Source organism: Streptomyces sp. NPDC038213 (assembly GCF_055600495.1).
The window spans coordinates 100,172-123,304 of sequence record NZ_JBVJYM010000022.1; the positions used below are offsets into that span (position 1 = coordinate 100,172).

General features: G+C 74.9%; 18 protein-coding genes and 1 pseudogene. 5 read left to right on the forward strand and 14 right to left on the reverse strand.

The genetic code is table 11. The features are described 5' to 3' along the window. Positions 1-38: 38 nt before the first annotated feature. From recX to ACZ7JZ_RS25965, 4 genes and pseudogenes are all read right to left on the reverse strand, one after another. Positions 39-716: pseudogene (gene recX / locus ACZ7JZ_RS25950) on the reverse strand (recombination regulator RecX); the annotation flags it as partial. Further along, positions 629-1,756 (reverse strand): recombinase RecA, encoded by a 1,128-nt coding sequence (gene recA / locus ACZ7JZ_RS25955; RefSeq protein WP_470943286.1) that lies wholly within the window; start codon positions 1,754-1,756, stop codon positions 629-631. The pseudogene recX and the gene recA, both read right to left, overlap by 88 nt. A 151-nt stretch (positions 1,757-1,907) precedes the next feature. Continuing rightward, positions 1,908-2,552 carry a class I SAM-dependent methyltransferase gene (locus ACZ7JZ_RS25960; RefSeq protein ID WP_470943287.1) on the reverse strand — a complete coding sequence of 215 codons (645 nt, stop codon included), beginning with the start codon at positions 2,550-2,552 and terminating at the stop codon, positions 1,908-1,910. Between the two features lie 108 nt (positions 2,553-2,660). Further along, positions 2,661-4,199: an alpha/beta hydrolase gene (locus ACZ7JZ_RS25965; protein ID WP_470943289.1), complete on the reverse strand. Its 1,539-nt coding sequence runs from the start codon at positions 4,197-4,199 to the stop codon at positions 2,661-2,663. Between the two features lie 182 nt (positions 4,200-4,381). Here ACZ7JZ_RS25965 and ACZ7JZ_RS25970 point away from each other — a divergent pair, with 182 nt between their 5' ends. Continuing rightward, the gene (locus tag ACZ7JZ_RS25970) at positions 4,382-5,140 is read left to right on the forward strand and encodes a Clp protease N-terminal domain-containing protein (RefSeq protein ID WP_470943291.1); all 759 of its coding nucleotides are present in this window, start codon (positions 4,382-4,384) and stop codon (positions 5,138-5,140) included. Here ACZ7JZ_RS25970 and ACZ7JZ_RS25975 read toward each other — a convergent pair. Both ACZ7JZ_RS25975 and ACZ7JZ_RS25980 read right to left on the reverse strand, forming a co-directional pair. Beyond that, complete coding sequence (locus ACZ7JZ_RS25975; protein ID WP_470943327.1) at positions 5,094-6,191, reverse strand: AI-2E family transporter; 1,098 nt, start codon at positions 6,189-6,191, stop codon at positions 5,094-5,096. The genes ACZ7JZ_RS25970 and ACZ7JZ_RS25975 overlap by 47 nt on opposite strands. Before the next feature lie 306 nt (positions 6,192-6,497). Next, positions 6,498-6,692, reverse strand: coding sequence for a DUF3046 domain-containing protein (locus tag ACZ7JZ_RS25980; protein WP_470943292.1), 195 nt, complete (start codon positions 6,690-6,692; stop codon positions 6,498-6,500). Between the two features lie 80 nt (positions 6,693-6,772). Between ACZ7JZ_RS25980 and ACZ7JZ_RS25985 the strand changes: the two genes are divergently transcribed. From ACZ7JZ_RS25985 to ACZ7JZ_RS26000, 4 genes are all read left to right on the forward strand, one after another. Then, complete coding sequence (locus ACZ7JZ_RS25985; RefSeq protein ID WP_470943294.1) at positions 6,773-7,825, forward strand: hypothetical protein; 1,053 nt, start codon at positions 6,773-6,775, stop codon at positions 7,823-7,825. Between the two features lie 136 nt (positions 7,826-7,961). Beyond that, positions 7,962-12,641, forward strand: coding sequence for an ATP-dependent helicase (locus tag ACZ7JZ_RS25990; protein WP_470943296.1), 4,680 nt, complete (start codon positions 7,962-7,964; stop codon positions 12,639-12,641). A 193-nt stretch (positions 12,642-12,834) separates the two neighbouring features. Further along, the gene (locus ACZ7JZ_RS25995; RefSeq protein WP_470943298.1) at positions 12,835-13,635 is read left to right on the forward strand and encodes an Fpg/Nei family DNA glycosylase; all 801 of its coding nucleotides are present in this window, start codon (positions 12,835-12,837) and stop codon (positions 13,633-13,635) included. 36 nt (positions 13,636-13,671) lie between these two features. Then, the gene (locus tag ACZ7JZ_RS26000; protein WP_470943299.1) at positions 13,672-14,442 is read left to right on the forward strand and encodes an SDR family NAD(P)-dependent oxidoreductase; all 771 of its coding nucleotides are present in this window, start codon (positions 13,672-13,674) and stop codon (positions 14,440-14,442) included. Here the strand turns inward: ACZ7JZ_RS26000 and ACZ7JZ_RS26005 are convergent. The 8 genes from ACZ7JZ_RS26005 to ACZ7JZ_RS26040 form a co-directional block, all read right to left on the reverse strand. After that, a complete protein-coding gene (locus ACZ7JZ_RS26005; protein ID WP_470943301.1) occupies positions 14,390-14,692 on the reverse strand; it encodes a hypothetical protein in 303 nt (100 codons plus the stop codon). The genes ACZ7JZ_RS26000 and ACZ7JZ_RS26005 overlap by 53 nt on opposite strands. Positions 14,693-14,905: 213 nt before the next feature. Further along, positions 14,906-15,286: a helix-turn-helix domain-containing protein gene (locus tag ACZ7JZ_RS26010; RefSeq protein ID WP_470943303.1), complete on the reverse strand. Its 381-nt coding sequence runs from the start codon at positions 15,284-15,286 to the stop codon at positions 14,906-14,908. Positions 15,287-15,395: 109 nt separating this feature from the next. Continuing rightward, positions 15,396-15,941, reverse strand: a complete 546-nt coding sequence (locus ACZ7JZ_RS26015) for a CinA family protein (RefSeq protein ID WP_470943305.1) — start codon at positions 15,939-15,941, stop codon at positions 15,396-15,398. Between the two features lie 67 nt (positions 15,942-16,008). Next, positions 16,009-16,695 (reverse strand): CDP-diacylglycerol--glycerol-3-phosphate 3-phosphatidyltransferase, encoded by a 687-nt coding sequence (gene pgsA / locus ACZ7JZ_RS26020; RefSeq protein WP_470943306.1) that lies wholly within the window; start codon positions 16,693-16,695, stop codon positions 16,009-16,011. Further along, entirely contained in the window at positions 16,692-18,182 is a 1,491-nt protein-coding gene (gene rimO, locus ACZ7JZ_RS26025) for a 30S ribosomal protein S12 methylthiotransferase RimO (RefSeq protein WP_470943307.1), read from the reverse strand. The genes pgsA and rimO overlap by 4 nt, the downstream gene beginning before the upstream one ends. 130 nt (positions 18,183-18,312) lie before the next feature. Further along, entirely contained in the window at positions 18,313-19,197 is an 885-nt protein-coding gene (locus ACZ7JZ_RS26030; protein ID WP_470943309.1) for a helix-turn-helix domain-containing protein, read from the reverse strand. A 206-nt stretch (positions 19,198-19,403) separates the two neighbouring features. Continuing rightward, entirely contained in the window at positions 19,404-22,193 is a 2,790-nt protein-coding gene (locus ACZ7JZ_RS26035) for a DNA translocase FtsK (protein ID WP_470943311.1), read from the reverse strand. A 127-nt stretch (positions 22,194-22,320) separates the two neighbouring features. Beyond that, entirely contained in the window at positions 22,321-23,001 is a 681-nt protein-coding gene (locus ACZ7JZ_RS26040; protein WP_470943312.1) for a response regulator, read from the reverse strand. Positions 23,002-23,133 lie beyond the last annotated feature (132 nt).

Genomic DNA, 23,133 nt, shown 5'->3' on the forward strand with positions numbered 1-23,133 from the left:
GTCCGGGGCGGTCCGGGGCGGTCCGGGCGGGGGCTCCCTCAGAGGGAGTCCTCCCCCGGGCCGTCCCAGACCTCTCCGTAAGCGGACTCCTCGTCCTGTACGCCCTCGGCCTCCAGCGCCCGGCGCACCACGCGCAGGGCCATGCCCTCGGGATAGCCCTTGCGGGCGAGCATCCCGGCGAGGCGGCGGATCCGCTTGTCGCGGTCCAGACCCCGGGTGCCGCGGAGCTTGCGCTCCACCAGCTCGCGGGCCGTCTCCTCCTCCTGCTCGGAGTCGAGGCGGCCCATCGCGTCGTCGATCAGGGCGGGGGCCACGCCCTTGGTCCGCAGCTCCCGGGCCAGCGCCCGGCGGGCGAGCCCCCGGCTGTGATGCCGGGATTCCACCCAGGCGCCCGCGAAGGCCGCGTCGTCGATGAGCCCGACCTCCTCGAAGCGGGCGAGGACCTCGTCGGAGACCTCCTCGGGGATGCCCCGCTTGTGGAGGGCGTCCGCGAGCTGCCGCCGGGTGCGCGGCGAGCCCGTGAGCAGGCGCAGGCAGATGGCCCGCGCCTGCTCCCCAGGGCTCTGCGGGGGCGGTTCCTGCCCGCCCCCCGACGGGAGGAAGCCGCCCTCTTCCGCACGGTCCACGGTCAGCTCTTGGCCGCGGCGGCCGTCCCGGCCTTGGCCGTCTTGGCCTTGGCGGCCGGGGCGGGCACGGACTTGGCCGCGTCCTCGCCGGCAGCGGCGGCCGCGTCGGCGGCGGGCTCGGCGTCACCGGTCTTGCGCACGCCCACGCCCAGCTTCTCCTTGATCTTCCTCTCGATCTCGTTGGCGAGGTCGGGGTTGTCCTTGAGGAAGTTGCGGGCGTTCTCCTTACCCTGGCCGAGCTGGTCGCCCTCGTACGTGTACCAGGCGCCAGCCTTGCGCACGAAGCCGTGCTCCACGCCCATGTCGATCAGGCCGCCCTCGCGGCTGATGCCCTGGCCGTAGAGGATGTCGAACTCAGCCTGCTTGAAGGGCGGCGCGACCTTGTTCTTGACGACCTTCACGCGGGTGCGGTTGCCGACCGCGTCCGTGCCGTCCTTGAGGGTCTCGATGCGGCGGATGTCCAGACGCACGGAGGCGTAGAACTTCAGCGCCCGGCCACCCGTGGTGGTCTCCGGGGAGCCGAACATCACGCCGATCTTCTCGCGCAGCTGGTTGATGAAGATCGCGGTGGTCTTGGACTGGTTGAGCGCGCTGGTGATCTTCCGGAGCGCCTGGCTCATCAGGCGGGCCTGGAGGCCCACGTGCGAGTCGCCCATCTCGCCCTCGATCTCCGCGCGGGGCACGAGGGCCGCCACGGAGTCGATGACGATGAGGTCGAGGGCGCCGGAGCGGACGAGCATGTCCACGATCTCGAGCGCCTGCTCGCCGGTGTCGGGCTGGGACAGGATCAGGTTGTCCGTGTCGACGCCGAGGGCCTTCGCGTACTCGGGGTCGAGCGCGTGCTCCGCGTCGACGAAGGCGACGGTGCCGCCGGCCTTCTGCGCGTTGGCCACGGCGTGCAGGGTCAGCGTGGTCTTGCCGGAGGACTCGGGGCCGTAGACCTCGACCACACGGCCGCGCGGCAGGCCGCCGACGCCGAGGGCGATGTCCAGGGCGGTCGACCCGGTGGGGATGACCTCGATGGGGTCGTTGGGCCGGTCGCCGAGGCGCATCACGGCGCCCTTGCCGAATTGCCGTTCAATCTGTGCGAGCGCGGCGTCGAGCGCCTTCTCGCGGTCGGTGCCTGCCATGGGTTCCACCCGGGATGCTTGAGTCGATCGCTTCACGTGAAAGACGCTAACGCCTGCCACTGACAATGCTCCTCCACGCCGGTCGGCTGTGGACAACTCATCAGAATGGATGTTCGATTTCCGTGTCAAGCGCGCCGCGCCCGACCCGGTCCTAGCGGGCGCTCCCCGGCCCGGCGGGGCTCACGGCCACCCCCAGGGAGTCGGCGCACAGCACCCGCGGCGCGCCCTTCTCGTAGAAGACGTCCACGGCCTCGACCTCAAAACCCGCCGCCTCGAGCATCCGCACGGGCTCGCGGGTGAGGTGGCAGCCGCCGAAGACGCGCTGCTCCAGCGGGTCCAGCCGGCGCTGCCAGCGGCGCACCCCCTCGTCGCCCTCCGGCGCGAGGCCGTGCTCCAGGAAGTGCAGCCGGCCGCCGGGCTTGAGCACCCGGCGCAGCTCGCGGAGCGCGGCAGCGGCGTCGGGGATGGTGCACAGGGTCCACGTGGAGAGCGCGGAGTCGAAGGCGCCGTCCTCGAAGGGGAGCGACTGGCCGTCGAGCGCGGCCCTGCGGACGGGGATGCGGGAGCCGCGGATGCGCCGCTGCGCCATGCCCCATCCCGTGTCGGAGGGTTCGACGGCGGCGACCGAGGTGACCGCGGGCGGGTAGTAGGGGACGTTGTGCCCGGTGCCGAACCCGATCTCCAGAACCTCGCCCGCCAGCCCCTCGCAGACCCGGCGGCGCAGCGGCCGCGCCGATTTCGCCCCGCAGACCAGGTCGATGAGGCGCGGCAGTACCCGGCGCCGGTAGAAGCCCATCCCGCTGTCACCCCTCAGGTCCCTTTCAGGATGGCACCGCCCGCCCGCCCCCGCCGGGCGGGACGCGCCCGGCGGGGGCGGGCGGGGCGAGCCGGCCCCGGCGGCACATCAGTTCGGGCAGCCCGTGTCCCGTACGGGCCGCTCGCCGGTCAGGAGGAAGCCGGTGACCGCGCGGTTGCCGCAGGCGTTGCCGTTGCCGAGGTAGAGGCCGTGCCCGCCCTGCTCGACGACGACCATCCGGGCCCGCTCCCCGAGCGCCGCACGCATCTTCAGGCCCGCGGAGAGCGGGGTCGAGGGGTCGCGCCGGCTCTGGACCATGAGGATGTTGGACGGGCCCTCGGAGGTGATGCGGACCGGCTTGCGCGCGGGCGCGTCCTTCCAGAAGGAGCACGGGAGCACGTTGACGGGCATCCCCGCCGTGAGCGGATGCGCGGCCCGATCCGCCGCGACCTCGCGCCGGTACTCCGCCATGGTCTTCCGCGGCCAGGCGACGTCGTTGCAGATGACGCCGACCATGACCGCGGCGTCCTCGTCCCGGATCGGCCCGGCCAGCTCCGGGGGCAGGACCGGGACGGCCTGCGGGTCGGCGGCGGCCGCGGCCAGGCGGGCGAAGGGCGCGAAGGCGGCATCGGAGTACAGCGCGTTCTGGAGGGCCTGGCGCAGCCCGTTGCCGGTCAGCGGCACCCCGGGGGTGCCCGTCGCGCGGGGCGCCGCGTCCAGTGCGGCCGCGAGGGCGAGGATGCGGGGCCGGACCTGCTCCGGGCGGTCCGCGAGCCGCAGGCCCTCCGCCGCCCGGTCCGGGTGGGCCGCCCAGGCGGCGAAGTCGGGGAAGCGGTCGTCGGCGCCCGCCGACATGCCCGCGAGCCAGCCGCGGGCCACGCGCCGCGGGTCCGGGTCCCCGCTGCTGTCGAGGACCCAGCGGTCGGTGCGGTCCGGGAACTCCTGGGCGTAGGCGGCGGCGACGTAGGTGCCGTACGAGACGGCCCAGGCGGAGAGCGTGCGCTCCCCGAGGGCCTTGCGGAAGAGCTCCAGGTCGCGGACCTGGTTGGCCGTGGTGAAGCTGCGCAGCACGGGGCCCCCGTTGCGCGCGCAGGCGGCTGCGGTGCGGCGGGAGCGGGCGGCGTTCGCGGCGATCCCGCCGTCCGGGTCGGGCCAGGAGCGCAGGGTGGTCATGTGGCGGTCGGCCGGGTCGAGTCCGCAGGACGCCGTGGTGCTGCCGCCGACCCCGCGGGGGTCGAGGGCGACGAGGTCGTACGCGCCCCCCAGCTCCCGCTGGAGCGCGGCGCCCTTCTGCGCCAGCCGCTGGACGCCGGAGCCCCCGGGGCCGCCGGGGATGACGACGAGCGTGCCGCGCCGGGCGCCGGGTCCGGCGGCGGGTATCCGGGAGACGGCGAGGGTGAGGTGCCGGCCGCCGGGGCGGGCGTGGTCGAGCGGGACGGCGAGGTCGGCGCACTGCTGGGCGGCGGGGCCGCCGGGGCGGGCGCAGGGGCGCCAGTCGAGGGCAGCGGGCGCGGGGGCGGCGGCGTTCGGGGCGGCCTGCGGGGCGGGCGCGGTGCGGGCGGCGGCGGGGAGGGCGGTCAGCAGGGAGGCCGCCGAGGCCGCGGCTGCGGCGAGGAACAGGGGGCTGCGCGAACGTCGTGTCGTCATGGGGACCAGCCTGGTCGGCGGCGCGTGCGCGCCCCATCCGGCTGTCCGGCCGGGTGCGGGTGGGGCTGGCCCCCGTACCGCGCGGGGGCGTTCCGCGGTGGCGGCCGGACCGGTACGGACAGCACCACCCCCGCTGTCAACCGAGGGTTGACACCTCTCGACTGTCAACCTAGGGTTGCCTCATGACGACGCATCCCGAGAACCACCCCGTCCCGGAACCCGTCCGCATCTCCCACCCCGTCCGTCTCGACGACCTCATCGAGGCCATCAAGCAGACCCACGCCGACGCCCTCGGGCAGCTCAGCGGGGCAGTGGTCGCGGCCGAGGCCCTCGGCGACATCGCCGACCACCTCATCGGCCACTTCGTGGACCAGGCCCGCCGCTCCGGGGCCTCCTGGACCGATATCGGCAAGAGCATGGGCGTCACCCGGCAGGCCGCGCAGAAGCGGTTCGTACCCAAGGCCGACGGGGGCATCGACCCGGCCCAGGGCTTCGGCCGCTTCACGGCACGGGCGCGCAACGTGGTCGCGAGCTCCCAGAACGAGGCGCGCGCCGCCGGCAACGACCGGATCGGCCCGGAGCACCTGGTGCTCGGCCTGCTCGCCGAGCCCGAGGGCCTCGCCGCCCTGGCCCTGCGCGCGCAGGGGGCAGCGCTGGAGGACGTGCGCGCCGCGGCGGCCGCCGCCCTGCCCGCGGCCGCGGGGACCGTGCCGGACCTGGTCCCCTTCGACCCGGCCGCGAAGAAGGCCCTGGAGCTGACCTTCCGCGAGGCCCTGCGCCTGGGCCACGACTACGTCGGCACCGAGCACGTCCTGCTGGCCCTGCTGGAACTGGAGGACGGCAAGGGCCCGCTCTCCGGCCTCGGCGTGACCAAGGCCGGCGTGGAGGCCTCCGTCAGCGAAGCCATGGCAGCCGCACTCGGCGGCTCCGCGCAGGACTGACCGCGCCCCGGCCCGGGCTCTCGTGCTCCACCTCGTACCGCTTCACGTACGCGCCGAGGAAGGCCTGCAGCGTGGCCACGGCCGGGATGGCGATCAGCGCGCCCACCGCGCCGAGCAGGGCGGTGCCGGCGATGACCGATCCGAAGGCCACCGCCGGGTGGATGTCCACGGTCTTCGAGGTGAGCTTGGGCTGGAGCACGTAGTTCTCGAACTGCTGGTAGACCACCACGAAGACCAGGACGTACAGCGCGTACCAGGGGTCGACCGTGAAGGCGATCAGCATCGGCAGCGCGCCCGCGAGATAGGTGCCGATGGTCGGGATGAACTGGGAAACCAGGCCGACCCACACCGCCAGCGCGGGCGCGTACGGCACCCCCAGCACGGCCAGGAGCACGTAGTGCGCGGCGCCGGAGATCAGGGCCATCAGCCCGCGGGAGTAGAGGTAGCCGCCGGTCTTGGTGACGGCGATCTCCCAGGCGCGCAGCACCTCGGCCTGCTTGGCGGGCGGCAGCACGGAGCACAGCGCCCGCCGCAGCCGCGGCCCGTCCGCGGCGAAGTAGAAGGAGAACAGCCCGATCGTCAGCAGCTTGAAGAGTCCGCCGATGACGGTGGCGGACACGTCGAGCACGCCGCTCGCACTGTTCTGCACGTACTTCCGCAGCCAGTCGGAGCGCAGCAGGCTGTCCTGGATGTCCAGGCGCGACAGCTCCGTGTGGAACGTGGAGTTCATCCAGCTGATCACGGAGTCGAGGTACTGCGGGAAGTCCTCGACCATCTCGACGATCTGCCCGGCGAGCATCGAGCCGAGCAGGACGACGAAGCCCACGCTCGCGATGAGCACCGTGAGGAAGACCAGGAAGGTGGCGAGGCCGCGCCGCATCCCGCGCGCGGCCATGCGGGCCACCGCCGGCTCGATCGCGAGGGCGAGGAAGAACGCGATGAGGATGTTGACCAGCAGTCCGGTCAGCTGGTGGAAGGCCCAGCTGCCCAGCTGGAAGCAGGCGTAGAGGGCGAGGACGAGCACCACGGCCCGCGGCAGCCAGCGCGGCATCCGGGCCGGGCCGCGCGCGGGCGCTGCGGGACCAGCCCCGGACGGCGGCGGCCCGCCGGCGGGCGCGCCGCCGGGGCCTGCGGTGCCGGGTCCGGCCGTGACGGCGCGCTGCGCGGGGCCGCCCGCGGGCGGCTGGTTGTCGGGATCGTCGGTCTCATCGGTGGCTGCCACCCCGCCAGTCTCGCGCACCGGCCCCGGTAACCGTCCCGGCCTGTGGAAGACCGCTCGGTGACGGCCCGGTGACGGCCCGGCGGCCGCCCGGCCGGGCTGCCCGGCTGCTGCGCCCCGCCCGGGGCCGCCGTCGGCTCAGCGCCGCTCGGCGGGCACGCCGACGGCGGCGCACACCGCGCGCCAGACGTCCTTCGCCTCCCAGCCGGCGTCGAGGGCCTCGTGGACGGTCCGCCCGCCGAGCTCCGCCATGACGTGGTCGCGCGCGAAGGAGTCCGCGTACGAGGCGCCGAAGTGCTCGGCCATCCGCTCCCAGAAAATCGTCAACCGCATGCACCCAGTATCCCGCCCCGGAGAGTGGCCCCGGGCCGTTCCGCCCGCCCGCCGCCGCACACCGCCCTAGCGTGGCGGCCATGGCTGGAGACGAGGCATCCCCCCTGGCCCGCGCGGAACGGTTCGTCTGGCTGACCGCACGGGTTCTGGAGCAGCGCAGGTTCGCGTTCCACTTCCTCGGCGGCGGGCCCGACCCCGTCGACGCCGCCCTGGGCCCCTACCTGAACGACGACGGGGGCTACGGGCACGCGCTCGACCCGGACCTGCGCGGCCCGGCGAGCCAGCCCCTGCACACCGCGCACGCGCTGCGGGTGCTCGACAGCGTCGGCCGCTGCGCGGGCCGCCGCATCGAGCGCCTGTGCGGGCACCTCGCCCAGGTGTCGACGCCCGAGGGCGCCCTGCCGCTGCTGCACCCGGCGCCGCGCCTCTACCCGGCACCGTCCCACCCCGTGGTCGACGACCCGCCGGGCACCCTCCTGACCACCGGCCCCGTGGTGGGACTGCTGCACCGCAACCGCGTCTGGCACGCCTGGCTCTTCCGGGCCACCGAGTGGTGCTGGGACCGGGTCGAGCACGTCCGGCACTGGCACCCGTACGAGGTCCAGGCGGCCGTCGCCTTCCTGGAGGGCGCGCCCGACCGGCCGCGGGCGGCGGCCGCCGCCGACCGGCTGGGGCGGCTCGTACGGGAGCAGGGGCTGGTCGTCCTCGACCCGGCGGGACCGGGGGGACCGGCGGGACCGGCGAAGGGCCAGGCCCCCGCGACCGTCCTCGTACCCGCGCCGGCGCCTGCGGCAGCCGGGGCCGCCGCTCCGGGCACTGCCGCCCCGGCCCCGCCGCACGCCCCTGCGGCGCCGTACGCCCCCGCCGAACCGCTCCGCCCGTACGACCTGGCCCGGCGCCCGGAGTCCCCGGCCCGCGCCTGGTTCACCCGGGAGGAGATCGACCGCTCGCTGGAGCTCCTCGCCGCCGAGCAGCAGGAGGACGGCGGCTGGCCCGCCCGGCGCCGGGCGTGGAGCCCGGGCAGCACACTGGAGCAGCGGCCGATCGCGACCGTCGAGGCCCTGCTGACCCTGCGGGCGTACGGGCATCCCGCCGTACCGGCGCGGCCGGCAGGGGCGGCCCGGGCGCGCTGATCCCGGCCGGGGTCCGCCGCCCGCGGCTCCGGCACTCCGCCCCTCCGGCACCCCGGCGCTCCTCCGCCCCGGCGCCACGGCGCCTCGGACCGTCGTATCAGCACCGATGTCAGTGGCCGGGTGCACGATGGGGGGCATGGCCGGCAGCGCGCTCGACTCGTTCTCCCCCGCGACCAGGTCCTGGTTCACCGGGGCCTTCCGCTCGCCCACCGCCGCCCAGGAGGGCGCCTGGCGGGCCATCGGCGCGGGCTCGGACGTGCTCGTGGTGGCGCCGACCGGCTCCGGTAAGACCCTCGCCGCCTTCCTCGCGGCCCTGGACCGGCTGGCGAGCGGCCCCCCGCCCGCCGAAGCCCGCAAGCGCTGCCGGGTGCTGTACGTATCGCCCCTCAAGGCCCTCGCGGTCGACGTGGAGCGCAACCTGCGCAGCCCCCTCACCGGCATCCGGCAGGAGGCGGTCCGGCTCGGGCTGCCCGAGCCCGAGGTGCGGGTGGGCATCCGGTCCGGGGACACGCCCGCGGCCGAGCGCCGGGCCCTGGCCACCCGGCCGCCGGACATCCTCATCACCACGCCCGAATCCCTGTTCCTGATGCTCACCTCGGCGGCACGCGAGGCCCTGTCGGGGGTCGAGACGGTGATCCTCGACGAGGTCCACGCGGTCGCGGGCACCAAGCGCGGGGCGCACCTGGCCCTGTCGCTGGAGCGCCTGGACGAGCTGCTGGCGCGCCCGGCCCGGCGGATCGGCCTGTCGGCGACGGTCCGGCCGGTGGAGGAGGTGGCGCGGTACCTCTCCCCGCAGCGCAGGGCCGAGGTGGTCCAGCCGCCCTCGGGCAAGGAGTTCGACCTGTCGGTGGTGGTGCCCGTCCAGGACATGGGGGAGCCCGGGAGCCCGCCGCCCTCCGGGGGCGCAAGCGGAGGCCCGGCCGGAAGCGGTGGCGGCGCGGACGGCGGCCCGGACGGCGGCGACAAGCCCTCGATCTGGCCGCACGTGGAGGAGCGCATCGCGGACCTGGTGCAGGCGCACCGCTCGACCATCGTCTTCGCGAACTCCCGCCGCCTCGCCGAGCGCCTGTGCAACCGGCTCAACGAGATCGCGTACGAGCGCGCGGCCGGCCGGTCCCTGCCGGAGCCGGGCTCCCCGGCCGAGGTGATGGCCCAGTCCGGGGCCTCCCTCGGCGCCCCGCCCCTGCTGGCCCGCGCGCACCACGGCTCGGTCTCCAAGGAGCAGCGGGCCCTGGTGGAGGAGGACCTGAAGGCGGGCCGGCTGCCCGCGGTGGTGGCCACCTCCAGCCTCGAGCTGGGCATCGACATGGGGGCGGTGGACCTGGTGGTCCAGGTCGAGTCCCCGCCGTCGGTGGCCTCCGGCCTCCAGCGGGTCGGCCGTGCCGGACACCAGGTGGGCGCGGTGTCCACGGGGGTGGTCTTCCCGAAGTACCGGGGCGACCTCGTGCAGGCGGCGGTGGTCACGGAGCGGATGCGCACGGGCGCGATCGAGTCCCTGCGCGTCCCGTCGAACCCGCTGGACGTCCTCGCCCAGCAGCTGGTCGCGATGGTGGCCCTGGACACCTGGCAGGTGGACGACCTGCTGGCGCTGGTGCGGCGGGCCGCCCCCTTCGCGGCGCTGCCGGAGTCGGCGTTCACGGCCGTGCTGGACATGCTGGCCGGCCGCTACCCCTCGGACGCGTTCGCGGAGCTGCGGCCGCGGGTGGTCTGGGACCGGGTCGCAGGGACGGTCACGGGCCGCCCGGGGGCCCAGCGCCTCGCGGTCACCTCGGGGGGCACGATCCCGGACCGCGGCCTGTTCGGGGTCTTCCTCGCGGGTTCGGCCGCGGCGGAGGGCGGCGGATCCGGGCGCAGGGGGGGCGGCCGGGTCGGCGAGCTCGACGAGGAGATGGTGTACGAGTCCCGCGTGGGGGACGTGTTCACCCTGGGCACCACCTCCTGGCGGATCGAGGACATCACGCGCGACCGCGTCCTCGTCACCCCCGCGCCCGGGGTGCCCGGCCGGCTGCCGTTCTGGAAGGGCGACCAGCTCGGCCGCCCCCTGGAACTGGGCCGGGCGGTGGGCGCCTTCCTGCGCGAGGTCGGCGCCCTGTCCGAGGAGGACGCGCGGCTGCGGCTGCTGGCCGCCGGCCTCGACGCCTGGGCGGCGGACAACGTGCTCGCGTACCTGGCGGAGCAGCGCGAGGCCTGCGGCCACGTGCCGGACGACCGCACGATCGTGGTCGAGCGGTTCCGCGACGAGCTGGGCGACTGGCGGGTCGTGGTCCACTCCCCCTTCGGCGCGCAGGTGCACGCCCCCTGGGCGCTGGCGCTCGGCGCCCGGCTCGCGGAGCGGTACGGCATGGACGCCCAGGTGATGCACGCCGACGACGGGATCGTGCTGCGCCTGCCCGACGCGGAGCTGCTGGGCCTGGACCTCGACCTGCTGGACCACGACCCGGCCGCTTCCCCCGCCTTCGGGTACGACGACGGGCAGGCCCCGCTGGGCGCCGCGGACGTCGCCTTCGACAAGGGCGAGGTGGACCGGATCGTCACGGACCAGGTCGGCGGCTCGGCCCTGTTCGCCTCGCGGTTCCGCGAGTGCGCCGCGCGCGCCCTGCTGCTGCCGCGCCGCAGCCCGGGGCGGCGCACGCCGCTGTGGCAGCAGCGGCAGCGGGCGGCCCAGCTGCTCCAGGTCGCGTCGGAGTTCGGCTCCTTCCCGATCGTGCTGGAGGCCGTGCGCGAGTGCCTCCAGGACGTCTTCGACGTCCCCGGGCTCGTGGAGCTGATGGGCGACGTCGAGGCCCGCCGGGTGCGCCTGGTCGAGGTGACCACCCCCGAGCCCTCCCCCTTCGCCCGCTCCCTCCTGTTCGGGTACGTCGCGCAGTTCCTGTACGAGGGCGACTCCCCGCTGGCGGAGCGCCGCGCCGCCGCCCTGTCCCTGGACTCCCGGCTGCTGGCCGAACTGCTGGGCCAGGCGGAGCTGCGCGAACTGCTCGACCCGGAGGTGCTGGCCGGGCTGGAGCAGGAGCTCCAGTGGCTGACGCCCGAGCGGCGGGCGAAGGACGCCGAGTCGGTGGCCGACCTGCTGCGGCTGCTGGGCCCGCTCACGGACGCCGGACTGGCCGCGCGCGGGGCGGATCCGGCCTGGCCGCGGGAGCTGTCCGCGGCCCGCCGCGCGATCCGCGTCCGCATCGCGGGCGAGGACCACTGGGCCGCCGTCGAGGACGCGGGCCGGCTGCGCGACGCCCTGGGCACGGCCCTGCCCGTGGGGGTCCCGGAGGCCTTCACCGAGCCGGTGAAGGACCCGCTGGGCGACCTCCTCGCCCGCTTCGCGCGCACGCACGGCCCGTTCACCTCCTCGGCGGCCGCCGCCCGCTTCGGCCTGGGCGCGGCGGTCACCGAGGGCGCCCTGCACCGGCTCGCCGCGGCGGGCCGGGTGGTCCAGGGCGAGTTCCACCCCTCGGGCATCGGGCAGGAGTGGTGCGACGCCGCGGTGCTGCGCCGGCTGCGGCGCCGCTCGCTGGCCGCGCTGCGCCAGGAGCTGGAGCCCGTACCGCCCGCCTCGCTGGCCGCCTTCCTGCCGCAGTGGCAGCACCTGGGCGGGGCCCTGCGCGGGATCGACGGGCTGGCGCGGGCCGTGGAGCAGCTGCAGGGGGCCCCGGTGCCGGCCTCGGCCCTGGAGAGGCTGGTGCTGCCGTCCCGGGTGGCCGGGTACTCCCCGGCCCTGCTGGACGAGCTGACCACCACCGGCGAGGTGGTGTGGGCGGGCGCCGGCGCGCTGCCCGGCAAGGACGGCTGGGTCTCGCTCTACCTGGCCGACGCGGCCCCGCTGCTGCTCCCCCCGCCGCACCCGCTGGAGCTGTCCCCGCTGCACCGGGCGGTGCTGGACGCCCTGGCCGGGGGGTACGGCCTGTTCTTCCGCCAGATCGCCGACCAGGTGCGTGCCGTGCACCCGGAGGCCACGGACACCCAGCTGGCCGACGCCGTCTGGGACCTCGCCTGGTCGGGCCGGCTGACGAACGACACGCTGGCCCCGCTGCGCTCCCTCCTGGGCTCGGGCCGCACGGCGGGCGCGACGGCCCACCGCGCCCGGCGCACGGTGCCGCGCGGCCGGTACGGGACCCTGAGCGCGACCGTGTCCCGGTCGGGGCCGCCGACGGTCTCCGGCCGCTGGGCCCTGCTGCCCGCCGCGGAGGCGGACACCACGCACCGGGCGCACGCCCTGGCCCGCACCCTGCTGGACCGGCACGGGGTGGTGACCCGCGGCGCGGTCGCCGCGGAGGGGGTCGAGGGCGGGTTCTCCGCGGTCTACCGGATCCTGTCGGCCTTCGAGGACAGCGGACAGGCCCGCCGGGGGTACGTGGTGGAGGGCCTCGGCGCGGCCCAGTTCGCGATGGACGGGGCGGTGGACCGGCTGCGCGCCGCGTCCTCGGCCCGGGAGCGGGCGGGCGGCGGGCAGGACGTACAGGCCTGGGTGCTCGCGGCCGCCGATCCCGCCAATGCGTACGGAGCCGCGCTCGCCTGGCCCGAGCCGCCCGACGGAGCCGGGCACAAGCCGGGCCGCAAGGCGGGCTCGCTCGTGGTCCTGGTCGACGGGGAGCTCGTCCTCTACCTGGAGCGCGGCGGCAAGACCCTGCTGTGCTGGCCGGACCCGGAGGACCCCCGGCTCGCGGCGGCCCTCGCGGCCCTGGCGGCGGCCGCCCGCTCGGGCACGGTCCCGGCGCTGACGGTGGAGCGGATCAACGGGGCCGCCGCCCTGGGCTCCCCGCTGGGCAGCCTCCTGGAGGCGGCGGGCTTCCACGCCACGCCGAAGGGGCTGCGCATCCGCCCCTGACCCACGGGGCCACCACGCTCCCCCTCGGCCCGGCTGCCCGGCCGCCCGGTCCGGCCCTCGGGGGCACCGGACCCCGCGGCCCGGCCGACCCCTGAGGCCGCCGGGCCCGGAGTCGCACGCCTCCCCGCTGAACCGCCGCCCGGACAGCCGCCCTGACCCCCGCCCCGCCCCTCCCCCGCGGAGAATGGGTCCCATGCCCGAAGGAGACAGCATCTGGCGGGCCGCCGCCCGCCTGCGCGCCGCACTGGCCGGCCAGGTCCTGGTCCGCAGCGACCTGCGCGTGCCCCGGTTCGCCACCGCCGACCTCACCGGGCGCACGGTCCTCGACACCGTCCCCCGCGGAAAGCACCTGCTGACCCGGTTCGAGGGCGGGCTCACCCTCCACAGCCACCTGCGCATGGACGGGGCCTGGCGCGTCTTCCCGCACGGCAGCCCCTGGCGCGGCGGGCCCGACTACGAGGTCAGGGCCGTCCTCGGCACCGCCGCGCAGACCGCCGTCGGCTACCGCCTGCCGGTCCTGGAGCTGCTGCGCACCGCCGAGGAGGACCGCGCCGTCGGCCACCTCGGCCCGGACCTCCTGGGCCCGGACTGGGATGCGGACACCGCCGCCCGCAACCTCCTCGCCGCCCCCGGCCGCCCCCTGGGCGAGGCCCTCCTCGACCAGCGCAACCTGGCCGGCATCGGCAACATCTACAAGTGCGAGCTCTGCTTCCTCGCCGGCGTCACCCCGTGGACCCCCGTCGGCGCGCTCCCCGCCCCCGAGACCACCGCCGTCCGCATCGCCGCCGCCGCGCAGCGCCTGCTCGCCGCGAACGTCTCCGGACCCGACGGCCCCCGCAACACCACCGGCATCCGGCGCCGCGGCCGGGAGCTCTTCGTGTACGGGCGCGAGCACCGTCCCTGCCTGCGCTGCGGCACCCCGGTCCGGTCCGCGCCCCAGCAGGACCGGCCCACGTACTGGTGCCCCCGGTGCCAACCGGGCCCGACCCGCTAGTTGACGCCCCGTCAGATCCGGTCGTACCGTCCCGGCATGCCCACACCCCTCACCCCGTACGACCTCACCGGCCGCACGGCCCTGGTCACCGGCGCGGCCGGCGGCATCGGACGGGCCACCGCCGAGCTCCTCGCCGGGGCGGGCGCGGCCGTCCACTGCGCCGACCTCGACGAGAAGGGGCTGGCCGAGACCGCCGGGCGGATCACCGCGGCGGGCGGCACGGCCGTGGCCCACCCCCTGGACGTCGCGGACCGCGCCCAGGTCAGGGCCGCCGTGGCCGCCGCCGGCCCGCTCGACATCGCCGCCGCGATCGCCGGGATCATGCACACCAGCAGCGTGCTGGACACCCGCGACGAGGACCTCGACCGGGTCTTCGCCGTGAACTTCAAGGGGGTGCTCCACACCTGCCAGGAGGCCGCCCGCGCCATGGCGGCAGCGGGCCGCCCCGGCTCCCTCGTCACCATGGCCTCGGGGGCGGTGGACGCGGCCCAGCCCGGCCTGCTCTGCTACAGCGCGGCCAAGGCCGCCGTGGTCCAGCTCACCAAGACCCTCGCCACCGAGGCGGGCCCCCTGGGGATCCGCGTGAACGCCGTCGCCCCCGGCTGGATCCGCACCCCGATGACCGACCGGCACTCCCCCGAGGCCCAGGAGCAGACCGAGGCGGCCATGGTCCGGATGTCCCCGCTGCGCCGGGTCGGCGAGGCCGTGGACATCGCCCATACGGTCCTCTTCCTGGCCTCCGACGCCTCGTCGTTCATGACCGGGCAGATCCTGCGCCCGAACGGCGGCGTCGCCATGCCCTGGTGACCGCCGCCGGGGCGGCCCGCACGGCCCGGGCCACCGGCCCGTCCCCGCGCCGCCTGGCCTCGGACACCCCCGCCGCCCGCGCCAGGGGTACGCAGTGCACCGGCAGCAGGCCCAGCCCCCAGCCGCCCACCGCCACGGCCCCCTCGACCGCCCCGCTCTCCCCGGGTACGAGGACCAGCCGCAGCACGGCCCACCACCACAGCACCCCGCCGGCGAACGTCAGGGCCGCCCGCAGCACCGGCGCGGGCACCGCCCGCGGTATCGGGCGCGCCGGCGGACGGGATATCCGGCCCGGTATCGGTAACCGCCACACGGCTGCCTCCTCCGGCCGGGGTAGAGCGACGCGCCCATCCTCCCGTACCCCCGCGGCACCCGCATCCGAAACGGTGACGGACAGCACGGGGCCCCGGTCAGGTGCTCACACCCGGCCGGGGCCCCCTACGACGTGCTTCACGCGCTCATCTCACGCGGCGACGACGTCCACCGCTTCGGCCGGCGCCTTGATGGTCACCCGCTCCGTCGGCACGGTGACCGAGGCCACCGAGACCGAATTGAGCATCGGGCGGACCGGTACCGGCACGGGTTCGCTCGATGCGGCCGACTGGGCCAGCTCGGCGAGCGAGAGTTCGTCGCTGACCTCGCGCATCAGCTCGGACATCCGTACGTCCAGCGCGTCGCAGATCGCGGAGAGCAGTTCGGAGGACGCCTCCTTCTGCCCCCGCTCCACCTCGGAGAGATAGCCGAGAGAAACTCGGGCGGACGAGGAGACTTCGCGCAGAGTACGGCCCTGGCGCTGGCGCTGCCGACGCAGCACGTCACCCAGCAGGCGACGGAGCAGAATCATCGGTGGCTCCCTCCTCTGACCGTGTAGCGGCATCCTTCACGCCCCACCGTACCGCCTCGCGCCGCGGCCGTGCGGGGAGCGATGTCGTGTTCACTCAGGGCTGCAAACATCAAGTCCCCCCGTTCTGTTCCAAATCCCGTATCCGCGCCGTCGCGCGGAGTTCCCCCAGGAGGAGTTCGAGCACCCTCCGTACACTCTCCCTACGGATTTCCGCCCGGCTGCCGTTCAACCGCAATGCGGCGGTTTTCCCGCCCTGCGGACCCTCGGCGGCCACGAAGACCGTGCCGACGGGCTGCCCGTCCTGCGGGTCCGGGCCCGCCACCCCCGTGGTCGCGATCCCCCAGTCGGCCCCCAGGGCCCGCCGCACACCGGCCGCCATCTCGGCGGCGACCTGCGCGTTCACGGCCCCCTGCGCGGCCAGCAGCGGTCCGCCGACGCCGAGCAGCTGCTCCTTGAGCTCCGTGGCGTACGCGGTGACGGAGCCGCGGAAGGCCTTCGAGGCGCCGGGGACGGACGTCAGCTCGGCGGCGACCAGGCCGCCCGTGAGCGATTCGGCGGCGGCCACGGTCTCGTCACGCTCCGCAAGCAGCCGAAGGACGTCCGCTGCGGCCCCTCCCGCACCGGCCGTCTCGAGTCCCTCTCCAGCACCCGTCATGACCGTTCTCGCCACTCAGTCCTGTCTCCCGCTCCGCCCGACCGTCCGGCCACGCCCCGGGGCCGCCTCAGCCCCGGCCGCCGGCCGCCGCCCGCCCGGCGGCAGCCGCCCGGTCGGCAGCCAGTCCCTCGCGCCGGAGCACGAGCGCCTGGCGTACGTAGTCCAGCCCGCTCAGCACCGTCAGCGCGACGGCGACGGCCATCATCCAGAAGCGCAGCGTCGCCAGCGGACCGGTCAGAGCCAGAACGTACATGCCGACGGCGGTCCCCTGGGCGAGGGTTTTCATCTTTCCGCCCCTGCTGGCCGGAATCACGCCGTACCTGATCACCCAGAAGCGCATCAGGGTGATGCCCAGCTCCCGGCCGAGGATCACGCCGGTCACCCACCAGGGCAGCTCGCCGAGCCCGGACAGGCAGATCAGCGCGGCCCCCATGATCGCCTTGTCGGCGATCGGGTCGGCGATCTTCCCGAAGTCCGTGACCAGGTTGTACGTCCGGGCCAGGTGCCCGTCGAACAGGTCCGTGATCATCGCGATGGCGAAGGCGGCCCAGGCCAGCGAGCGCCAGGCGGGGTCGTACCCGCCGTCGGCGAGCAGCAGGAGCACGAAGCCCGGCACGAGCAGGAGGCGGATCATCGTGAGGATGTTCGCGATGTTCCACAGGCTGGCCTGATTGACGGCCGCAGCCCCCAGCTTCCCGCCGGGCGCGGGCCGGCGCCCGGCCCCTCCCGCCGCTGATGCCGGGACTCCGGTCATCCGGCCGCCTCCTCGTCGAGGTGCAGGGGTTCGGCGACCAGGTCCACGCCCAGGCTGCCGACCACCTTCGCCGTGACCATACGGCCCGGGACCAGGCCCTCGGCCGTGGTGAACACGACCTGCCCGTCCGTCTCGGGGGCCTGGTGCGCGGCGCGCCCGGTGGCCCCGTCCTCGTCGCCGGCCGCTTCGCCCACGGCCTCGACCAGGACCTCGAGGGTCTCGCCGATGCGCTCCTCGGCCCGCTGCGAGGTGAGCTCCTCCGCGAGGCGCTGCATGTGGGCGAGGCGCTCGGCGATCACGTCCTCGTCGAGCTTGTTCCCGTACGTGACGGCCTCGGTGCCCTCTTCGTCGGAGTAGCCGAAGATGCCGATCGCGTCGAGCCGCGCGTGCGTGAGGAAGCGCTCCAGCTCCGCGAAGTCGGCCTCGGTCTCACCGGGGAAGCCCACGATGAAGTTGGACCGGACCCCGGCCTGCGGGGCCTTGCCGCGGATGGTGTCCAGCAGCTCCAGGAAGCGGTCGGTGTCGCCGAAGCGGCGCATCGCGCGGAGCACGTCGGGCGCGGAGTGCTGGAAGGACAGGTCGAAGTACGGCACGACCTTGGGGGTCGAGGTCAGCACGTCGATCAGGCCGGGCCGCATCTCGGCGGGCTGCAGGTAGCTGACGCGCACCCGCTCGATGCCGTCCACGGCGGCCAGCTCCGGCAGCAGGGTCTCCAGCAGCCGGATGTCGCCGAGGTCCTTGCCGTACGAGGTGTTGTTCTCGGAGACCAGCATGACCTCCTTCACGCCCTGCTCGGCCAGCCAGCGGGTCTCGCCGAGCACGTCGCTCGGGCGCCGCGAGATGAAGGAGCCGCGGAAGGAGGGGATCGCGCAGAAGGAGCAGCGGCGGTCGCAGCCGGAGGCGAGCTTCACGGAGGCCACCGGGCTGGTGTCCAGGCGGCGGCGCAGGGGCGCGCGCGGCCCGGAGGCGGGCGCTAGGCCGTCCGGCAGGTCCGCGGGGGCCTCGGCGGGGGCCTCCTGCGCGTGCCCGGGAAGGGCCACGTCGGCGGCGCCCTGGCGCTCTGCGGGGCTGATCGGCAGCAGCTTGCGGCGGTCGCGCGGGGTGTGGGCCTCCACGCTGCCGCCGCTGAGGATGGTCTGGAGGCGGTTGGAGATGTCGGAGTAGTCGTCGAAGCCGAGGACCCCGTCGGCCTCGGGCAGGGCCTCCGCGAGCTCCTTGCCGTAGCGCTCGGCCATGCAGCCGACCGCGACGACGGCCTGGGTCCTGCCGTGATCCTTGAGATCGTTGGCTTCCAGGAGGGCGTCTACGGAGTCCTTCTTCGCGGCTTCGACGAAGCCGCAGGTGTTGACGACGGCTACGTCCGCATCGGCGGCGTCCTCGACGAGCTCCCAGCCATCCGCCGCCAAGCGGCCTGCGAGCTCCTCCGAGTCCACCTCGTTACGGGCGCAGCCAAGAGTGACAAGGGCGACGGTACGGCGTTCGGGCATGGACTCAAGAGTACTTCGTCCGGCCACCGGCCCCCGCCGGGTGCCCCCGGCCAGCGCGTACGCCCCGCACCAGCACGGATCCCCGGGGTGCGGCGCTGCACCCCGGGGATCCGGACGGGACGGGAGCGGCTCAGCCCTCGGCGGGGGCCTCGCGCGGGTCGTCCTTGGTGTAGGTCAGGCGCTCCACCTGGCCGGGCTGGAACTCGTCCTTGACCTCCTTGCCGTTCACGAACAGCGTGACGGCGCCGGCGTCGCCGAGGACCAGGTCCACGGACTCCTTGTCGGTGAAGGTCTTGGACGCCCCCCGTTCGAGCATCCCGTCGAACAGGAGCCGGCCGTTGTTGTCCTTGGCGGAGATCCAGCTCTGCCCGTCCACGGCGGTGAGCACCACCGTGACCATGTCCTTGGGCGCGGCGGCGATGGCGCTGTCCGACGGCTCGGGCGTGGGCTGGGGGGCGGGCGGCAGGGTCTTGACCGCGCCGGTCCGCTTGGGCGCGGGCTGCGGGGCGGCGGAACCTTCCGCCACGGGCCGCTTCTGCGAGTCGTCGGAGCCGTTGAACATCGTGAAGCCGACGAAGCCGATCACGGCGACGATCGCCGCGACCATGGCGGCGGTCCAGTTCGGCCGCTGCCGCTCGGGGCGGATCCGCTCCGCTTCGAACATGGGTGCGGCCGAGGTGGGTGCCGGGCGGCCGCCGTGGTCGGCGTCGTAGCGCTCGATCAGGGGTTCCGGATCGAGCCCGACGGCGCGGGCGAGGGTGCGGACGTGGCCACGGGCGTAGACGTCTCCGCCGCAGCGGCTGAAGTCGTCCTCCTCGATCGCGTGGACGATCGGGATGCGCACCCGGGTCGTGCCGCTGATCTCTTCGACGGTGAGTCCCGCACGGATGCGGGCCTGCTTCAGGGCACGTCCGATGGAGGGCCCGTCATCGGTCCGGTCACCGGTCCGGTCGTCGGTCCGGTCATCGGCCGAAGGACGGTCGTCTTCGGGGGAGTTGGCGTTGCCGATGGACACGAGGGCGCCTTTCGAGCGTGTAGCCACCTGCTGGAAGTCCAGTCTAGGGGGGTGACGAAAGGGTGGAGCAACCGGAGGAGGGCCTCTGTACGCCATCGGTATGGCTCTGTGTCCTGACCGAGGCCGGAGGGGCCGGCCGGCGCGACTGCTCCGCCTTCTCCCTCAACTTGACGCGCGGCCAAGGGAAACGGTTGCCCCCTTATCCCTTACGGGTGAGACTCCCCCCGGATGACCGCCAGGACCCCGTCCAGCTCGTCCGGTTTCACCAGCACGTCGCGCGCCTTGGAGCCCTCGCTGGGCCCGACGACCCCCCGCGACTCCATCAGGTCCATCAGCCGCCCCGCCTTCGCGAAGCCCACCCGCAGCTTGCGCTGGAGCATGGAAGTGGAACCGAACTGGGTGGTGACGACCAGCTCCGCCGCCTGGCACAGCAGGTCCAGGTCGTCGCCGATCTCCTCGTCGATCTCCTTCTTCTGCTGCTGGCCGACCGTGACGTCGTCGCGGAACACCGGCGCCATCTGGTCCTTGCAGTGCTGCACCACCGCCGCGATCTCGTCCTCGGTGACGAAGGCGCCCTGGAGGCGGACGGGCTTGTTCGCCCCCATCGGCAGGAACAGCCCGTCGCCCTTGCCGATGAGCTTCTCGGCTCCGGGCTGGTCGAGGATGACCCGGCTGTCGGCGAGCGAGGAGGTGGCGAAGGCCAGCCGCGAGGGCACGTTCGCCTTGATGAGGCCGGTGACCACGTCCACCGAGGGGCGCTGGGTCGCCAGCACCAGGTGGATGCCGGCCGCGCGGGCCAACTGGGTGATGCGGACGATCGCGTCCTCGACGTCGCGCGGCGCGACCATCATCAGGTCGGCCAGCTCGTCGACGATGACGAGGAGGTACGGGTACGGCTGGAGCTCGCGCTCGCTGCCCGGGGGCAGCTTCACCTTCCCGTCGCGGATGGCCTTGTTGAAGTCGTCGATGTGCCGGTACCCGAAGGCCGCCAGGTCGTCGTAGCGCAGGTCCATCTCGCGCACCACCCACTGGAGGGCCTCCGCCGCCCGCTTGGGGTTGGTGATGATCGGCGTGATCAGGTGCGGGATGCCCTCGTACGCGGTGAGCTCCACGCGCTTGGGGTCCACGAGCACCATCCGGACGTCCTCCGGGGTGGCCCGCACCATCACCGAGGTGATGAGGCAGTTGATGCAGGAGGACTTGCCGGAACCGGTGGCGCCGGCGACGAGCACGTGCGGCATCTTCGCGAGGTTGGCCATCACGTACCCGCCCTCGACGTCCTTGCCGAGCGCGACGAGCATCGGGTGGTCGTCCTCGGCCGCGTCCGCCAGCCGCAGTACGTCGCCCAGGTTCACCATCTCGCGGTCGGTGTTCGGGATCTCGATGCCGACGGCGGACTTGCCCGGGATCGGGCTGATGATCCGGACGTCCGGGCTGGCGACGGCGTACGCGATGTTCTTCGTCAGGGCGGTGATCCGCTCGACCTTCACGGCGGGGCCGAGCTCCACCTCGTACCGGGTGACCGTCGGGCCCCGGGTGAAGCCGGTGACGGCCGCGTCCACCTTGAACTCGGTGAAGACGTTCGTCAGCGAGGCGACCACGGCGTCGTTGGCGGCGCTGCGCGTCTTGCCCGGCCCGCCCCGCTCCAGGAGCTCCAGCGAGGGCAGGCCGTACGTGATGTCCCCGCGCAGCTGGAGCTGCTCGGCCCGCGGCGGCAGCCCGCTGGGCTCCGGCGGGGTCTTGGTCAGGTCCGGTACGGCCCCGGGCGGGCGCCCGGCCTCCCCGGCCGGCGGCCCGGCGGGGCGCGCCGGAGCGGCGGGCGCCGCGGGCGCGGCTGCTGCCGCGGGCCGGGCCGGGGGCACCGGGACGGTGTGCTCCGCGGGGGGCTCGGCCGAGACCCCCTGGGTGAGGTCGGCGACCACCGGGGAGGGCGGCAGCCCGTTGAGCACCGCACCGTCCAGCGCGGCGGCGGCCGCGGCGGCCACGTCCACGGCGTCCAGCGGCCGGTCGAGCGGGGTGCGGCCGGAGGCGCGCCGGGACCGGCGGCGCCGGGCGAGCGCCGCCTCCTCCGCGAGGTCCGCCGGGTCGGCGTGGTCGTGGTCGGTGCCGCCCGCCGCGCCCCGGCGGGTACGGGCCTGCCACTGCTCGGGGTCGTGCTCGATCCCGGTGTCGGTGCCGTACGGGTCCTCCTCGTCGGGGGCCACCACGCCCAGGCGCACGCCGAGCTGCCGCAGCCGCTGCGGAACGGCGTTGACCGGGGTGGCGGTGACCACGAGGAGTCCGAAGACGGTGAGGAGCACGAGCATCGGCACGGCCAGCGGCGCGCCCATGGTGAAGATCAGCGGTTGCGAGGCGGCCCAGCCGACCAGTCCGCCGGCATCGCGCATGGCCTCGGTGCCCGCGTCCCGGCCGGGCGCGCCGCAGGCGATGTGCACCTGCCCGAGCACGCCGACGGCCAGGGCGCTGAGCCCGATCCCGATCCGGCCGTTGGCGTCCACCTGCTCGGGGTGGCGGATGAACCGGACGGCCATGTAGCCGAGGAGCAGCGGGACGAGCAGGTCGAGCCGCCCGAAGGCGCCGGTGACCAGCATGGTGACCAGTTCGCCGACGGGTCCGCGCAGGCTGGACCAGGTCCCGGCGGCGACGATCAGGGCGAGGGCGAGCAGGAGCAGCCCGATCCCGTCCTTGCGCAGGGCCGGGTCGAGGTTGCGGGCGCCCTGTCCCATGCCGCGGAAGACGGCGCCCACCGCGTGGGCGGCGCCGAGCCAGACGGCGCGGAAGAGCCGGACCACTCCGCCCGTGGGGGACGGGGCTGCCGCGGCCTTCCTTGCGGCGGCGCGCTTGGCCGGCGGGCGCTTGGCGGGCGCGGCGGTCTTCTTCGCGGGCGGCTTGCGCGCGGGCGCGGCCTTCTTGGCCGGCGGCGTCGTACGGCCGGTGCGGGCCTTCGCCGCGCCCTCGCTGCTCTGGGAACCCTTGCCGGACGTACGTGAGGCCATGGGGGCGAGGTTACCGGTGCGCGCCCCGGGGGACACGTGTGCCCACCCCTTCACCCGTTCGTGTCGGGGGAAGCACCGGCCTTTTGACGCTCCGGCAGATCTGGCGCCCCCTCAGCACGCCGGGGGCTCAGCTCTGGGCGGGCAGGACCGGCGCGTGCCCTCCGGCACCGGGCTCCAGGGCGTCGAGGGCGCGGCGCAGCCCCGTGAGCTTGCGCTCCAGGTGAGCTGCCGTCGCCACCGCCGCCGCGTCCGCGGAGTCGTCGTCGAGCTGCTTGGAGAGGGCCTCGGCCTGCTCCTCCACGGCGGCGAGCCGGGCCGAGAGCTCCGCGAGCAGTCCCGCGGACTCCTTGGTCCCGCCCGCGCCCGGCTGCCCGCCCTCCAGCTGGAGCCGGAGGAGGGCCGCCTGCTCGCGGAGCTGGCAGTTCTTCATGTACAGCTCGACGAAGACAGAGACCTTGGCGCGCAGCACCCACGGGTCGAAGGGCTTGGAGATGTAGTCCACCGCACCCGCCGCGTACCCGCGGAAGGTGTGGTGCGGGCCGTGGTTGATGGCCGTGAGGAAGATGATCGGGATGTCCCGGGTCCGCTCACGGCGCTTGATGTGCGCCGCCGTCTCGAATCCGTCCATGCCCGGCATCTGGACGTCGAGCAGGATGACCGCGAAGTCGTCCGTCAACAGCGCCTTGAGCGCTTCCTCCCCCGACGACGCCCGGACCAGTGTCTGATCGAGCGCAGAGAGGATGGCCTCCAGCGCCAGCAGATTCTCCGGCCGGTCGTCGACCAGGAGGATCTTGGCCTTCTGCACCATGCCCCGTCCTCCTCGCCCCGGCATGGGGCCACCCCGACTCGCAGAGCCCGCCCGTCCTTGTGCCGGTCATCGTAGCCGCACTCCCGAGATCGCCACACCCTGTCACCAAGATGTCACTGTGCACGTACCTGG

Excerpts from the sequence above, each read along its gene's own strand:
- recA (WP_470943286.1), bottom strand. The coding sequence starts at position 1,756 with ATGGCAGGCACCGACCGCGAGAAGGCGCTCGACGCCGCGCTCGCACAG.
- ACZ7JZ_RS25960 (WP_470943287.1), bottom strand. The coding sequence starts at position 2,552 with ATGGGCTTCTACCGGCGCCGGGTACTGCCGCGCCTCATCGACCTGGTC.
- ACZ7JZ_RS25965 (WP_470943289.1), bottom strand. The coding sequence starts at position 4,199 with ATGACGACACGACGTTCGCGCAGCCCCCTGTTCCTCGCCGCAGCCGCG.
- ACZ7JZ_RS25970 (WP_470943291.1), top strand. The coding sequence starts at position 4,382 with ATGACGACGCATCCCGAGAACCACCCCGTCCCGGAACCCGTCCGCATC.
- ACZ7JZ_RS25975 (WP_470943327.1), bottom strand. The coding sequence starts at position 6,191 with ATGCCGCGCTGGCTGCCGCGGGCCGTGGTGCTCGTCCTCGCCCTCTAC.
- ACZ7JZ_RS25980 (WP_470943292.1), bottom strand. The coding sequence starts at position 6,692 with ATGCGGTTGACGATTTTCTGGGAGCGGATGGCCGAGCACTTCGGCGCC.
- ACZ7JZ_RS25985 (WP_470943294.1), top strand. The coding sequence starts at position 6,773 with ATGGCTGGAGACGAGGCATCCCCCCTGGCCCGCGCGGAACGGTTCGTC.
- ACZ7JZ_RS25990 (WP_470943296.1), top strand. The coding sequence starts at position 7,962 with ATGGCCGGCAGCGCGCTCGACTCGTTCTCCCCCGCGACCAGGTCCTGG.
- ACZ7JZ_RS25995 (WP_470943298.1), top strand. The coding sequence starts at position 12,835 with ATGCCCGAAGGAGACAGCATCTGGCGGGCCGCCGCCCGCCTGCGCGCC.
- ACZ7JZ_RS26000 (WP_470943299.1), top strand. The coding sequence starts at position 13,672 with ATGCCCACACCCCTCACCCCGTACGACCTCACCGGCCGCACGGCCCTG.
- ACZ7JZ_RS26010 (WP_470943303.1), bottom strand. The coding sequence starts at position 15,286 with ATGATTCTGCTCCGTCGCCTGCTGGGTGACGTGCTGCGTCGGCAGCGC.
- ACZ7JZ_RS26015 (WP_470943305.1), bottom strand. The coding sequence starts at position 15,941 with ATGACGGGTGCTGGAGAGGGACTCGAGACGGCCGGTGCGGGAGGGGCC.
- pgsA (WP_470943306.1), bottom strand. The coding sequence starts at position 16,695 with ATGACCGGAGTCCCGGCATCAGCGGCGGGAGGGGCCGGGCGCCGGCCC.
- rimO (WP_470943307.1), bottom strand. The coding sequence starts at position 18,182 with ATGCCCGAACGCCGTACCGTCGCCCTTGTCACTCTTGGCTGCGCCCGT.
- ACZ7JZ_RS26035 (WP_470943311.1), bottom strand. The coding sequence starts at position 22,193 with ATGGCCTCACGTACGTCCGGCAAGGGTTCCCAGAGCAGCGAGGGCGCG.
- ACZ7JZ_RS26040 (WP_470943312.1), bottom strand. The coding sequence starts at position 23,001 with ATGGTGCAGAAGGCCAAGATCCTCCTGGTCGACGACCGGCCGGAGAAT.